17 protein-coding genes are annotated in these 13,503 nt (G+C 61.8%); 5 read left to right on the forward strand and 12 right to left on the reverse strand.

Features of this window, described 5'->3' with window-relative positions:
- Window positions 1-20: 20 nt before the first annotated feature.
- Window positions 21-638, reverse strand: a complete 618-nt coding sequence (rpsD, locus tag EPJ54_RS06275; RefSeq protein ID WP_135210790.1) for a 30S ribosomal protein S4 — start codon at window positions 636-638, stop codon at window positions 21-23.
- Between the two features lie 163 nt (window positions 639-801).
- Window positions 802-1,659: a nuclear transport factor 2 family protein gene (locus EPJ54_RS06280; protein WP_167755601.1), complete on the reverse strand. Its 858-nt coding sequence runs from the start codon at window positions 1,657-1,659 to the stop codon at window positions 802-804.
- A 141-nt stretch (window positions 1,660-1,800) separates the two neighbouring features.
- Between EPJ54_RS06280 and EPJ54_RS06285 the strand changes: the two genes are divergently transcribed.
- Together EPJ54_RS06285 and EPJ54_RS06290 are read left to right on the forward strand one after the other, a co-directional pair.
- Window positions 1,801-2,283, forward strand: a complete 483-nt coding sequence (locus EPJ54_RS06285; RefSeq protein WP_135210792.1) for a hypothetical protein — start codon at window positions 1,801-1,803, stop codon at window positions 2,281-2,283.
- Window positions 2,284-2,291: 8 nt separating this feature from the next.
- Entirely contained in the window at window positions 2,292-2,774 is a 483-nt protein-coding gene (locus tag EPJ54_RS06290) for a hypothetical protein (protein WP_135210793.1), read from the forward strand.
- Here the strand turns inward: EPJ54_RS06290 and bfr are convergent.
- From bfr to EPJ54_RS06305, 3 genes are all read right to left on the reverse strand, one after another.
- Complete coding sequence (gene bfr, locus EPJ54_RS06295) at window positions 2,771-3,247, reverse strand: bacterioferritin (RefSeq protein WP_135210794.1); 477 nt, start codon at window positions 3,245-3,247, stop codon at window positions 2,771-2,773. The two genes, EPJ54_RS06290 and bfr, sit on opposite strands and share 4 nt — an antisense overlap.
- Before the next feature lie 4 nt (window positions 3,248-3,251).
- Window positions 3,252-3,446, reverse strand: coding sequence for a (2Fe-2S)-binding protein (locus tag EPJ54_RS20380; RefSeq protein WP_135210795.1), 195 nt, complete (start codon window positions 3,444-3,446; stop codon window positions 3,252-3,254).
- Between the two features lie 100 nt (window positions 3,447-3,546).
- On the reverse strand, window positions 3,547-3,951 hold the full coding sequence (locus EPJ54_RS06305) for an SRPBCC family protein (protein ID WP_135210796.1): 405 nt from the start codon (window positions 3,949-3,951) through the stop codon (window positions 3,547-3,549).
- 154 nt (window positions 3,952-4,105) lie between these two features.
- Here EPJ54_RS06305 and rimO point away from each other — a divergent pair, with 154 nt between their 5' ends.
- Entirely contained in the window at window positions 4,106-5,428 is a 1,323-nt protein-coding gene (gene rimO / locus EPJ54_RS06310) for a 30S ribosomal protein S12 methylthiotransferase RimO (RefSeq protein ID WP_135210797.1), read from the forward strand.
- A gap of 6 nt (window positions 5,429-5,434) precedes the next feature.
- Here the strand turns inward: rimO and EPJ54_RS06315 are convergent, their stop codons facing one another.
- Together EPJ54_RS06315 and EPJ54_RS06320 are read right to left on the reverse strand one after the other, a co-directional pair.
- A complete protein-coding gene (locus EPJ54_RS06315; RefSeq protein WP_135210798.1) occupies window positions 5,435-5,968 on the reverse strand; it encodes a DUF6882 domain-containing protein in 534 nt (177 codons plus the stop codon).
- Between the two features lie 66 nt (window positions 5,969-6,034).
- Complete coding sequence (locus EPJ54_RS06320; protein WP_239590778.1) at window positions 6,035-6,820, reverse strand: RNA methyltransferase; 786 nt, start codon at window positions 6,818-6,820, stop codon at window positions 6,035-6,037.
- Between the two features lie 126 nt (window positions 6,821-6,946).
- On the opposite strand from EPJ54_RS06320, the gene EPJ54_RS06325 reads away from it, so the two are divergent.
- Entirely contained in the window at window positions 6,947-8,164 is a 1,218-nt protein-coding gene (locus tag EPJ54_RS06325; RefSeq protein WP_135210799.1) for an NADP-dependent isocitrate dehydrogenase, read from the forward strand.
- The gene (locus EPJ54_RS06330) at window positions 8,161-8,604 is read left to right on the forward strand and encodes a GNAT family N-acetyltransferase (RefSeq protein WP_135210800.1); all 444 of its coding nucleotides are present in this window, start codon (window positions 8,161-8,163) and stop codon (window positions 8,602-8,604) included. The genes EPJ54_RS06325 and EPJ54_RS06330 overlap by 4 nt, the downstream gene beginning before the upstream one ends.
- Here the strand turns inward: EPJ54_RS06330 and EPJ54_RS20225 are convergent.
- The 5 genes from EPJ54_RS20225 to alaS form a co-directional block, all read right to left on the reverse strand.
- Window positions 8,601-8,735 (reverse strand): hypothetical protein, encoded by a 135-nt coding sequence (locus EPJ54_RS20225; protein ID WP_275574743.1) that lies wholly within the window; start codon window positions 8,733-8,735, stop codon window positions 8,601-8,603. The genes EPJ54_RS06330 and EPJ54_RS20225 overlap by 4 nt on opposite strands.
- Before the next feature lie 67 nt (window positions 8,736-8,802).
- Window positions 8,803-9,681, reverse strand: a complete 879-nt coding sequence (locus tag EPJ54_RS06335) for a crotonase/enoyl-CoA hydratase family protein (protein WP_135210801.1) — start codon at window positions 9,679-9,681, stop codon at window positions 8,803-8,805.
- A 62-nt stretch (window positions 9,682-9,743) separates the two neighbouring features.
- On the reverse strand, window positions 9,744-10,085 hold the full coding sequence (locus EPJ54_RS06340) for a hypothetical protein (RefSeq protein ID WP_135210802.1): 342 nt from the start codon (window positions 10,083-10,085) through the stop codon (window positions 9,744-9,746).
- Between the two features lie 75 nt (window positions 10,086-10,160).
- On the reverse strand, window positions 10,161-10,673 hold the full coding sequence (locus EPJ54_RS06345; RefSeq protein WP_135210803.1) for a GNAT family N-acetyltransferase: 513 nt from the start codon (window positions 10,671-10,673) through the stop codon (window positions 10,161-10,163).
- A complete protein-coding gene (gene alaS, locus EPJ54_RS06350; protein ID WP_135210804.1) occupies window positions 10,670-13,339 on the reverse strand; it encodes an alanine--tRNA ligase in 2,670 nt (889 codons plus the stop codon). The genes EPJ54_RS06345 and alaS overlap by 4 nt, the downstream gene beginning before the upstream one ends.
- Window positions 13,340-13,503 lie beyond the last annotated feature (164 nt).

Consider the following 13,503-nt stretch of genomic DNA (forward strand, 5'->3'; position numbering starts at 1 on the left):
GTTTCGTCCGATGCGTCCAATTACGACGCGTAATATTCGACGACGAGGTTCGGTTCCATTTGGACCGGGTACGGCACGTCGGCCAGAACAGGCACGCGCTGATAGCGCGCAACCATGCCCTTCGGATCGACTTCGAGGTAATCCGGCGTTTCGCGCTCGCTGCTTTGCAGAGCTTCGAGCACCAGCGCCATCGAGCGGGCTTTATCGCGCACTTCGATCACGTCGCCGACCTTCACGAGGTAGGACGGGATCGTCACGCGACGGCCGTTCACCTTCACGTGGCCGTGGTTCACGAACTGACGCGCCGAGAAAACAGTCGGCACGAACTTGCAGCGATAGACCACAGCGTCGAGACGGCTCTCGAGCAGACCGATGAGGTTTTCAGCCGTGTTGCCTTTGCGGCGCGCAGCTTCTTCGTAGGTCTTGCGGAACTGCTTTTCGGTGATGTTGCCGTAGTAGAGGCGAAGCTTCTGCTTGGCGACCAATTGCAGGCCGAAGTCAGAGGTCTTGCCCTTGCGGCGCTGGCCGTGTTGGCCCGGGCCGTACTGGCGCTTGTTGACTGGTGATTTCGGACGGCCCCAAAGATTCTGGCCGAAACGGCGGTCCGACTTGTATTTGGCTTGAATACGCTTCGTCATGCGCTGTGAGCGCCTTCTTCTTCTGACGGGGACCGGCGATCTCACAAACGAGGTCGCGACTGCCCTGGCGGTTGCCCGTCACCCAGCATGACCCGCCCCCGGAATGACCCAGGGTTCGGGAAAGCGGGGCTTTTGGCGGAAGGCCTGCCCCAAGTCAACCGGATCAAGGCTCTGGATGGGCCTCCAGCTCGGCCAGCGTCCGCAGCAGGATCTGGTCGTAGCCGATGCGCCAGCCCTCCGGCTGCAGCACCCAGATCCGGCAATAATAGCCCGAGCCGCCTTCCCAGCGCGCCTGGCCGAGCGTGAATACCATGTCGCCATTGCCGCTGGCTTGGATGATCTGCGCAGGGCTGAAGCCGATCGCCCCCTCGCCCACCAAGGCCGCAACTGCATCTCGTCCCAGCGCCGTGGGTTGGTTGTCGCGATTCATCCGGCCTGTCTCGGCGAACACGGCCTGATAGGCGCGACCGGCGTTTGACGCGGCCGCCTGCGCCAACTCGCTCTCCTCGCGCAACACCGACTCCGTCGCCGCCATCTCCGTGCCCGCGCCGCGCGCACTGATCGGCAGCGCTTCGACTTGGGCGGCTGCGTTCACGGTGGTGGGCGTCGTTTGGTTCGTTCCGCCATCGTAAATCCATTTCCAGGCGCCATCGGCCTGGCGACGCCACACGGTGAAATACTGGCCGAACGCCGCGCCGCCGCCATTGTAGGGCCCGGTGGTGAACCCGAAATCGCCGCCGCTTGAAATGCCGGCGAACTCAGGGCCCCAATTGAGCGAAGTGTCGCCGCGATTGGCGGGATCGATGCCCGCCAGCGATTGACGCGCGTTGACCGGCCCCGCCTGCAGCACGATCGCGTCGGCGGTGGAGTAAGCCTCAAACGCTTCGACCCAGCCGTCAGCTTGAGCCGCCGCCGCAAACGCACGCTCGGCCTCCACGACCGGCGCGATATCGGGTTGAGATTGCGACTCGGATGAGCACGCGGCGGCAAGCGCTAAGAGCGCAAAAGCAAACATACGCATGTCGTTCAAGGGCGGCTCAACCGGCCTGCTCGTCAACCCCAATTGCATGCGCGGCCGCGGTCGCGCGACGAACCGCGCATCTCCCTTAACGCTTCCGCAACCACAGCGGCGCAGAGGCTTGGTTCAGGAGGCGGGGCACCCGTGTCGATCGTTTTGCGCCACAACGAGCAGCTTGAGCTCAATCGCGTCGAGTACAGCAATTCGGTGACTCTGGCCGAACTGACCAAGCTCGTCGAATTCCAGGCCGCGAACCCGACATGGCTGACCTTCGATGCATTGGCGATCGTCACACCTGGAGCGGACTTCGCCACCATCGACAAGTCCGCACTCGATAAGCTCTACGCCAGCTACGCCGAACTCTTCTCATCCTTGCACTTCCTAATCCTGCGTCGTTCGGCCTGGATTTGCCTGAGCCCAGCCGCCGAAGAGCATGTGCGTTACTGGATCGGCGACCGCGACACGCGCGAGACGGTCTCCAGCGACCTGCGCCGGTTCGACACCTTCCCCGAAGCCGGCGACTGGCTCGTGCTCAATCAAAGCGCCGCTGCCGCGCTCGAAAACGGTACAGGCTTCCGCGAAATCTTCAGCTTTCACAGCCCGCCCGCGCGCGGCTTCGCACGATAGGATCGTCAATGCCGATCCTGCTCCGTCACAATCAAAAACTCGAAATCAGCCGCGTTGAATATTTCGGCGCGATCCGCAGCGTCGATATGCACGATCACGCGACGTTCAATGCCGAAAACCCAGTGTGGCTTGGCTTTGACTGCATCAGCGTCATTCACGCTGACGTCGACGTCTCAGGTATTTCGCTCGGCGATCTCGACGGCGTGTTTAAAACGCATCGTCAGCTGTTCGAGCCGCTGAACCTCATGTTCATGCGCCGCTCCGGCTGGGTTTGCGAAAGCCCGATCGGTCAGCGCTTCCTCAGCCATTGGATGGACAAGCGCAACGCTGACAAAAGCCCGTGGGCGGATGTCCGTCAGTTCGAGACGTTCGACGCCGCAAGCGAATGGCTCTTGCTGAGCCCCGAAGATGCAGCCGCGCTGAAATCGGGCGACGGCTTTGCAGACATCGCCCGTTTCGAAGCTTCCGCCGCGCGCGCTTTCGCGCGCTAACCTTCCATCTCGTACTGGCTTTGCAGATAATTCTGCAGGCCCATCTGCTCCAGATTTTGGAGCTGCGTCTCGATGAAATCGATATGCTCTTCGGTGTCGTCGAGAAGCTCCGTCAGCAGATCGCGCGTGACGTAATCCTTCTTTTCTTCGCAGAGCGTGATGCCTTCCTTGATCGCGGCATGGCCGTTCTTCTCGGCGGCGAGATCGCCCTGCAGCCGCTCCGGCACGCTTTCGCCGATCTGCAGCTTGTTCAAATTCTGGAGGTTCGGAAAACCCTCCATGAGCAGGATCCGCTTAATGATGCGGTCCGCGTGCTTCATCTCTTCGATGGATTCTTCGTACGTCTTCTTGCCGAGCTTGCCGTAGCCGTCGCTCTCGTACATCCGCGCATGCAGGAAATATTGATTGATCGAGGTCAGCTCATTCGTGAGAATCTGATTGAGCTTCTTGATGACGTCCGGATCGCCCTTCATCGCCTTACTCCGCGGCGACGAGACTCCGGGCCTTGCCCATCCCGCCGCAAGTGATGCCCTCAGCGATTTCGGGGAGGCATTGGCCGCAGCACGGCTCGCACCCATGATGGGCAAGCACTTGCTCTGGAGCCAACGCCCCGGCGGTGATGGCTTCATCCACCTCGGCCCGAGTCACGCCGTTACAATTGCAGACGTACATGCAGCTTTTCTCTGAACGCAAAAGCGAAATCGGCGACTGACTCTCAGCCGCAAAGAAAATCTAGCCACTCGCGATCGTTTCTGCAAGTCATTCGCAGCAGCTATACCGCCGCACCCTCCAAATGCGTCCGCATGGCCGGGAGAGCCATGTCCACCATGCCGGCGATGGTCTCGGCCAAAGCGTCCGGCATGAGGTCGATAGTCCAGACCACCCGGCTTCCGGCGCCTTCCTCGAATACCTCAATGGCCGCATTGTAGTGCGTGTATTTCGGCCCCGGCGCGATGGCGTACACCAAGCGCCGGCGCCCCTCTTCCAGCGACACCAAAGTCTCGCGCGCGCTCGCCCCATTGGCGAACGTCACCACCCGCACGCGCGGCTCCTCCAACACTGTGTTCGCGACAAAACCCGGCGCCAGCCGCGTATGCACCGCGCCAAAGTCGCTGAACGCGCTCCACACTTCGGCCGCCGGCCGGGCGATGCTGATCTCTTTGCGAATGGTCGCCATGCGTCTCTCCTGCGCCGATCATGGACCAGCGCCACCGGGCCGTCCGGCCATTTTCGGACCAAGCCTTTTGCAAAGGCGGTCAACCACGTCGGTGCGCTTGCCCTGGCCGCGCGGCTTGGGAAATCGCTCGCCCTGAGCTAGAAGCCCCGCCTCCATGTCCGCCAAAGCCCCAACAATCGGCGTCGTTTCACTCGGCTGCCCAAAAGCCCTCGTCGACAGCGAGCGCATTATCACGCGCCTGCGTTCCGAGGGCTATCAGCTCAGCGGCAGCTACGAAGGCGCCGACCTCGTTGTCGTGAACACCTGCGGCTTCCTAGATAGCGCCAAAGCCGAAAGCCTGGACGCCATCGGCGAAGCCATCGCTGAGAACGGCAAAGTCATCGTCACAGGCTGCCTCGGCAAAGAAGAGAGCCTGATCCGCGAAGCGCACCCGAAAGTGCTCGAGGTCACCGGCCCACACCAATACGAAGCCGTCGTCGGCGCCGTGCATACGCACCTGCCGCAGATGCACGATCCCAAAATCGATCTCGTGCCCGAAGGCGGCTTGCGCCTCACGCCGCGCCACTACGCGTATTTGAAGATTTCCGAAGGCTGCAACAATCGCTGCACCTTCTGCATCATCCCGAGCATTCGTGGCGACCTCGTATCGCGCCCCGCCAACGCGGTGCTGAAGGAAGCCGAGTCGCTGGTGAAAGCCGGCGTCAAAGAATTGCTCGTGATCAGCCAAGACACGTCGGCCTACGGCGTCGATGTGAAATATGCAGAGAGCAAATGGAAGGACCGCATGGTCCGCGCCAAATTCTACGATCTCTGCAAAGAGCTTGGCGATCTCGGCGCCTGGGTGCGCCTCCACTACGTCTATCCGTACCCGCATGTCGATGAAGTCGTTGGCCTCATGGCCGAAGGCAAAGTGCTGCCGTACCTCGACATCCCATTCCAGCACGCGTCGCCAAATGTATTGAAAGCCATGCGCCGTCCCGCGAACCAGGACAAAGTCCTCGATCGCATCAAGACGTGGCGCAGCATCTGCCCGGACCTCACCATTCGATCGAGCTTCATCGTGGGCTTCCCCGGTGAGACCGAAGACGATTTCGAAACGCTGCTCGATTTCATCGAGGAAGCCGAAATCGATCGCGCCGGCGTGTTCAAATACGAAAACGTCGATGGCGCCCCGTCACGCGATCTCCCCGGCCACGTCGATCAGGACGATGTCGACGAGCGCTACGATCGCTTCATGGAAGTGCAAACCGCACTTGCCCATCAGCGCCTCCAATCCATGATCGGCAAAACCGTCGACGCCATCTGCGACGGCTGGGACGAAGACGCCGAAGCCTACGCGTTCCGCACCAAAGCCGACGCGCCCGAAATCGATGGCGTCACTTACGTCGATAACGACGAAGAAGTCGCGCCGGGCACAATCACCCAGCTCGAAATCCTCGGCGGTGAAGGCCACGAAATGGTCGCCGCTTTGAGGTAGGCGCGCCTACTTCTTCACCTTTGCTTCGCCGAGCGTCATAAAGATCACCGGCCCCTCCGTCGGCGCGCGATACACACCGTGGCTGGCGTTCACTTTCATCGCCAGCGCCGTCATCTGCCAGGCTTCCTGCTCGGTCATCTTGATCGATTTCTCGGTCAGCTCTTCGAGCCCATGCTTGTCGCCGAACCAGCGCGTGCGCTCGGCGTCGTTGCGCAGACGTTGCTGCACCATCGGGTGATCCCACCCCCAGCGGAACATCATCGTGCGCGGATTCCACGCGCCAATGATCTGAACAGGCGCCGTCACCAGTGCGCCGTCCTTACGCTCGAACCGAATGATGCCGGCGTTTTGGTCCACCATCCAAGGTGCGGTTTCGAGCTTCAGTTTTTTTGAAAGCCAACGCTGCCGGTTCAGCAGATCAATCCAGCTCTCGGCCCAGAAGCGATCGACATCGACATGCTCGCCGCCCCACGGCACGAGCTCGCGCGATTGCGGCCGCGGTTCGGCTTTCTGCTCTGCTCGACGCTTGCTCTTCAGCATGCGGTCCCCGGTGGCGGTATTCGGCAATGTGGATAACCATTTCCCTCAAATCGGGAAAGTCATTTCCTAGACGTCATCCTTTTTCCGACCGCCGCGCCCGATCGTCAGCGCCTTGATCACGCCGCGCATCGTTTGCGCTTCCTGCTGTGACAGCCGCGACCGCAAAAACAGCGCGCGCAGATTCCGCTTCATCAGCGGCGCCTTGTCCTCCGGATGGAAAAAGCGTCCGTGTTCAAGCTCTTGCTCAAGATGTGCAAACATCGCCTCGAGCTCGGCCTGCGTCGCCGGCGGACTGTCTGGCGGCTGAAACCACGAGGGCAAGTCCGTGGCCTGCCGCGCCTCGGCATAGGCGTAACAAAACACACTCGCCGCATTGGCCAGATTGAGCGAGGCAAAGCCCGGATTGACCGGCAGCGTCAGGATCGCATCGGCGCGCGCAATCTCATCTGTCTCCATCCCCGACGCTTCCGGCCCAAACATCACGATGGCCCGCTCACCCTTGGCTTGGGCCGCCCGAATATTCTCCGCGGCTTGGCGCGGACCCCAGACCGGCTTCTCCAGGCCGCGCGGTCGCGCCGACGCGGCGATCACCAGTGTCGCATCCGCCAGCGCGTCTTCCAGCGTCCATTCCACCCGCGCGGTCTTCAGCACCACATCGGCGCCGACAGCCACCACCTCGGCCTTGGGGTTCGGCCACCGATCGCGCGGCGCGACCAGGCGCAGCGAAGTCAGGCCAAAGTTGAGCATCGCGCGCGCCACCGCGCCGATGTTCTCGCCCATTTGCGGGCGCACCAGGCAGATGGCGGGCCATGGCTCCTCGATCGGGGGCGGCATGTTGGCGGCGCGGGTCATTCGCTCGTCATTTCCCATCGCGGCCCGCCCCGCAAGGCCGGCGATACCACCCGCCGCAGTTTGCGCTTGTCCGCCAAACTGCTACCACGCCACGCGAAATTTCCCCGAAACTGGAAGGTGCGGACGATGGCGAAGATCAAGGTGGACAATCCGGTCGTCGATATGGACGGCGATGAAATGACCCGGATCATCTGGGCGGCGATCAAAGAGCGCCTGATCCACCCCTATCTCGACATCGACCTCAAATATTACGACCTCGGCGTTGAAAGCCGCGACGCCACCAACGACCAAATCACGATCGACGCCGCCAACGCGACCAAGCAATACGGCGTCGCCGTAAAGTGCGCGACGATCACGCCGGATGAAGCGCGCGTGAAGGAATTCAACCTGAAGGAAATGTGGAAAAGCCCGAACGGCACCATCCGCAACATCCTCGGCGGCGTCATCTTCCGCGAACCGATCATCTGCAAAAATGTGCCGCGCCTCGTGCCGGGCTGGACGCAACCAATCGTCGTCGGCCGTCACGCCTTCGGCGACCAATACCGCGCCACCGATTTCAAATTCCCTGGCAAGGGCACGCTCACCATCAAGTTCGTCGGCGAAGATGGCCAGACGATCGAGAAGGAAGTGTTCAAGGCGCCGGGCGCAGGCGTCACCATGGCGATGTACAATCTCGATGAGAGCATCAAGGAATTCGCCCGCTCGTCGTTCAATTACGGCCTGATGAAGAATTACCCGGTCTATCTCTCGACCAAGAACACGATCCTCAAAGCCTATGACGGCCGCTTCAAGGACATCTTCCAAGAAATCTTCGACAGCGAGTTCAAAGCCGAGTTCGACAAGCGCAAGCTCACCTACGAACACCGCTTGATCGACGACATGGTCGCCTCCGCGCTGAAGTGGAGCGGCGGCTATATCTGGGCCTGCAAAAACTATGACGGCGACGTCCAATCCGACACGGTCGCGCAAGGCTTCGGCTCGCTCGGCCTGATGACGTCGGTGCTGATCACGCCGGACGGCAAGACGATGGAAGCGGAAGCCGCGCACGGCACCGTGACGCGCCATTATCGCGAACATCAAAAGGGCAACCCGACTTCGACGAACTCGGTCGCCTCGATCTTCGCCTGGACGCGCGGCCTCGCGCACCGCGGCAAGCTCGACAACAACCAAAAGCTGATCGATTACGCGCTGCTCTTGGAAAAGATCACGGTCGACACCGTCGAAGCAGGCCAGATGACAAAGGATCTCGCGCTTCTCGTCGGCGACAAGCAATCCTGGCTCACCACCGAAGGCTTCCTCGACGCCGTCGGCGATAATCTCGACAAGGCGATGGCGAAGGCGTGAGCTTCGCGATCCGCGACATACGCAGAGAAGACCGGCCCCAATGGGAGCCCCTTTGGGCCGGTTATCTCGATTTCTACAACGCAACGCTCGCACCCGAGATCACCGACGCGACCTTCGCGCGCTTCCTTGATCCCAACTCAAATCTCTTCGCACTCGTCGCCGAGCGCGAAGACGGCGCCTTGCTCGGCATCGTGCAATGCGTGCTGCACGACCACGGCTGGTCTCAGAAGAAATTCTGCTACCTCGAAGACCTGTTCGTCTCCGCCGAGGCGCGCGGCGCAGGCGTGGGCCGTGCTCTGATCGAAGCCGTGTACGCGCGCGCCGATGCGAGTGATTGGGGCCGCGTCTATTGGCTGACGCACGAAACCAACGTCAATGCGCGCAAACTCTACGATCAAGTCGCCACGAACAGCGGCTTCATCCAATATCGCTGGCCTTAGCTCTTCTTACGCTTGCCGCCCTGCAGCATGAGCCAGGCAAACAGCCCAAGCGTCAGCACCAGCACGGCGCCCAGAAAGCCAAGCGCCGTCAGCGCCAGCGGATCAACATTGAGGTTCGCGATGTTCGGCATGACCGCCCCCTAGTTCGCAGGGATAAGCTTCGGTCCGCGCTTCACGCGCCGCTTTGATCGAACGCAATTATGGCCTGAACGGCGGCGTTTTCCGCCACGGCCACGTATCCGGCAAATTGCGCGACACGCGGTCAGGATAGTTCGGCGCGCGCTTTTCCAAAAACGCCGTCACGCCTTCTTTCGCGTCACCCGATTGCCCGCGCGACACCATCCAGCGGCTCTCGATGCGGTGCGCTTCCATCGGGTGATCCGCATCCAGCATGTCGAGGATCATGCGCCGCGCCAACGTCACCGAAACCGGCGCCGTATTGTCCGCAATCTCACGCGCCAATGCGCGCGCCGCCGGCAGCAGATCCTCTGGCTTGTGCAGCGAACGAATAAGCCCGCGCTCTTTGCCTTCTTCAGTCGTGAACACACGCCCCGTCATCGTCCATTCCAGCGCGGTTTGAACGCCGACCAAGCGCGGCAGGAAATACGACGACAACGTCTCCGGCACGATGCCACGCCGCGCGAATACGAAGCCCATCTTCGCACCTTCGACGGCCAAGCGAATATCCATCGGCAGCTGCATAGTCGCGCCCACGCCAACAGCCGGGCCGTTCATCGCCGCGATCACCGGCTTCAAGCTTTCATAAATGCGCAGCCCGACGAGACCGCCGCCGTCACGCTCATTGGCCGGATCGAATTTCTCGCCACGCTCGCCCGCGCGCCGCTCATAATCGAACGTCGCGCCACCTGTGCCGAGATCCGCGCCCGCGCAGAACGCGCGCCCCGCGCCCGTGACGATCACCACGCGCACATCATCATTCGCGTCCGTCTCGTCGAACGCTGCGATCATGTCCATCGCCATTTGCCCGGTGAACGCATTCATCCGGTCCGGACGATTGAGCGTCAGCGTGGCGATGCCGTCTTCGATCTCGAGCTTTACGGTTTCATACTCGGCCATGGGTCGCATCCTCCGGGTGTCGGGCAAAGCCTAACACCCTTCCGTTCCGCCAACGCAATGTCTTAGAGCCGAAGCAAATCCACTTCCGCCGCTTGGTACGGATCGAGCCGATAGATCAGCTGACGGTGGATCGCCACCAGCGCCCCGGCGCCCCAATCCTCGATTAGCTCAGCGTCGTCACGTTCGCGCGCTTCCCATTGTGAGCCGTCCTCGCAGATTAGCACTTTGCCGCGCGCCATCACGGCGTCGATGGTCGAAACCACGCCCGACTGCGCGCCGGCGCCTAATCCGACTCGGAACACAGAGAGAATCGCGTCACGTTGCGTGTGCGTGAGCTTCGCCCAATCGAGCCGTTGGAAAATGTCCGGCCCGAGATAGGCGGCCAGCGCATCATTCTGAGTCATCCCGTGTCCCCACACCGAATCGAGTCGTCCAAAAACGATTGATTTGGTTTCCGAGACGTTACCGGTCCGGATCGACTACAGCGTCAGCCGCCAGATGAAGTCGCGGTCGGCCACCCGGCCGACCATGAATTTGTGTTCGCCGACATGTTCGAAGCCATAACGGCGATAGAAGGCTTGCGCGCGCGTGTTGTTTTCCCAGACGCTGAGATACATGCGCTTAGCGCCCTTGCCGCGCGCCCACGCGAGCGCTTCATCCATCAGCGCTTGCGCAACGCCCGCGCCCTTCGCGCTACTGTCCACGTAGAGTCGGTGCAGCTCTAGCGCGTCAGTCGCGTCGACCTCCATGTCGACCACGCCCACCTTGCAATAGCCGATGATGGAATCGCCGCGCAGCGCAAGCCGATAGCGTGTCTCAGGCTCGGCAATCTCCCCCGCAACGACACGCGCGCGATATTTCGCCTCGACGTAAGACGTCAGGTCTTCCGGCGGATAGAGATGGCCAAACGTCTCGGTGAAGGTGCGCTCCGCAAACGCGGCCAGGGCTTCAGCATCAGCCGCATCCGCATCACGATATTTAACGTCGCTCACGCGGCCAACGATTGCAGCGCCGCGCGGATCGCGTCGATCGCCTTGCCGGCATCCCTGCCATTCGGCCCGCCGCCTTGCGCCATGTCGGGTCGCCCACCACCGCCTTGGCCACCGACAGCCGCAACGCCCGCTTTCACCAGATCGACGGCGCTGATCTTGCCCTTGAGGTCATCGGTCACGCCAACCGCCAACGCCGCTTTGCCATCCTCGACGCCAACGTACGCAATCACACCGGAGCCCAGAGATTTCTTGCCCTCATCGACGAGCCCGCGCAGCTCCTTCGCCGGCACGCCTTCGAGGACGCGCGCGAGCACGGAAACGCCCGCAACATTCTCCGGCCCAGCCGGCGCTGCTTGTCCGCCGCCGCCCGCGAGCGCCAACTTGGTTTTCACTTCGCTCAATTCGCGCTCAAGCTTGCGGCGCTCGTCGGCCAATTGCGCGACGCGATCCGGCAATTCCGCGAGCGGCGTTCTCAAATTCGCCGACACGGCTTTCGCGAGCGCCGCTTGCGCTTTGAGGTGCGCCAAGGCCGCCGCACCCGTCGCAGCCTCGATACGGCGCACGCCAGCGGCCACGCCGCTTTCGCTCAGCACTGCAAACACCGCGATATCGCCCGTGCGCTTCACGTGCGTGCCGCCGCAAAGCTCGACCGAATAGGCCTTGCCGTCATGCGCTAGCGCATCACCCAAACGCAGCACGCGCACTTGGTCGCCATACTTTTCGCCGAACAGCGCCAATGCGCCTTCTTCGATCGCCTTTGCCGGCGCCATTTCCTTGATTACGCCTTCGGCGTTCTGGCGAATGACCGCGTTCACTTCATCTTCGACGCGACCGATCTCCTCGCCGCTGACCGGTTGGCCATGGCTGAAATCGAAACGGAAATAATCCGCCTCAACCAACGAGCCCTTCTGCGTCACATGCGGCCCAAGAGTGTTGCGCAACGCCGCGTGCAGCAAGTGCGTCGCCGAATGGTTCGAGCGGATTTTAGCGCGCCGCTCATGATCGATCTCAAGCTTGGCCGCATCGCCAACCTTGATCGATCCTTTCACCAAGCGGCCAACATGCGCGTGCAGCGCACCCGCTTGCTTCTGCGTATCCTCGACAACGAACTCGGCGCCGTTGGCGAACTTGATGATTCCATGATCGCCCGCCTGGCCGCCGCTTTCGGCGTAGAACGGCGTACGATCGAACACGAGCGCGCCGCCCATACCTTCGCGCAGATCGTGCTGCTCGGCGCCGCCGGCTACGATGCCGGTGACTTTGCCGTCGCCCACTTCGCCGCTGTAACCCAAGAATTCGTTGCCGTGCGTACGCTCCAGGATCGAATGCCAGATCGCCGGATTGTCGGCGCCATCCGCGCCCTTCCAGCTCGCCGCGCCCTGATCCTTCTGTTCCTGCATCGCGACATCGTATTCAGCGACATCGACCTCGAGACTCTTGCCGCGCAGAATGTCTTGCGTGAGATCGAGCGGAAAGCCGAACGTGTCATAGAGCTTGAACGCCGTGCGGCCCGAAAGTTTCTGACCATGCTTCAAGCCGCTGATTTCGTCTTCCAGTAGACGCAGGCCATTCGCTAGCGTGCGGCGGAAGCGTTCTTCCTCTTCGCGCAATTGCGCTTCGATCACGGGCTGCGCGCGCTTCAATTCGGGATAGGCATCGCCCATCTCAGCGATGAGCGTCGGCGCCAAGCGGTGCATCAAAGGCTCTTTGGCGCCCAGAATGTGCGCGTGCCGCATGGCGCGGCGCATGATCCGACGCAGCACGTAGCCGCGACCTTCGTTCGACGGCGACACGCCGTCCGCGATCAAGAAGCACGACGAGCGCAAATGGTCGGCGATGACATTGTGGCTTGGCGCCTGCTCGCCTTGCGCCTTCGATTTCGTCATTTCTTCCGACGCCGCCTTCAGCGTGCGGAAGAGATCGGTTTCGAACACGGATTCCACGCCCTGAAGCACGCAAGCCATGCGCTCCAAGCCCATGCCCGTATCGATCGACGGCTTCGGCAATTTCGCGCGCGGGCGATCGTCGCTGAATTGCTCGTATTGCATGAACACGAGATTCCAGAATTCGAGGAAGCGATCGCCGTCTTCGTCTTTCGAACCTGGGGGACCGCCCCAGATGTGATCGCCGCGATCGATGAAGATTTCCGAGCACGGACCGCACGGCCCCGTGTCCCCCATCGACCAGAAATTGTCGTTGGTGGCGATACGGATGATCTTGTCGTCACTAAAGCCCGCGATCTTCTTCCAGAGCGCGGCCGCCTCATCGTCATCGTGATAAACGGTGACGAGCAGCTTATCCTTCGGAAGACCAAGGTCGCGCGTGATCAGCGTCCAGGCGGCGTCGATCGCGCCTTCCTTGAAATAATCGCCGAACGAGAAATTGCCGAGCATCTCGAAGAACGTGAGGTGCCGCGCCGTGTAGCCGACATTGTCGAGATCGTTGTGCTTGCCGCCGGCGCGTACGCACTTTTGGCTGGTGGCCGCGCGCGGGAACGGTGGCTTCGCCGCGCCCGTGAAGTAATTCTTGAACTGCACCATGCCGGCATTGACGAAGAGCAAGGTCGGGTCGTCCTGCGGCACCAGCGACGACGAGCCCGGCAGCGCGTGATCGCGCGAACCGAAGAAATCCAAAAACTGCCGACGGATGTCGTTGACGCTCGTCATCACTCTACCAAGCCGTATCCAAAGCCGTTCCGCGTTTGCGCGGACGGCCAAATCAGGGTTCCGGTTTGGTATAGGTAGTGCAGCGCACAACGCCAAGCGGGCGGGCTGGACGTGGGCCGAGCGGACCGCCGGCTTCCAGCCGGCATCAAGTCCTTGTCGGCCCT

The sequence above is a fragment of the Vitreimonas flagellata genome, assembly GCF_004634425.1.
Taxonomy (GTDB): domain Bacteria; phylum Pseudomonadota; class Alphaproteobacteria; order Caulobacterales; family Aquidulcibacteraceae; genus Vitreimonas; species Vitreimonas flagellata.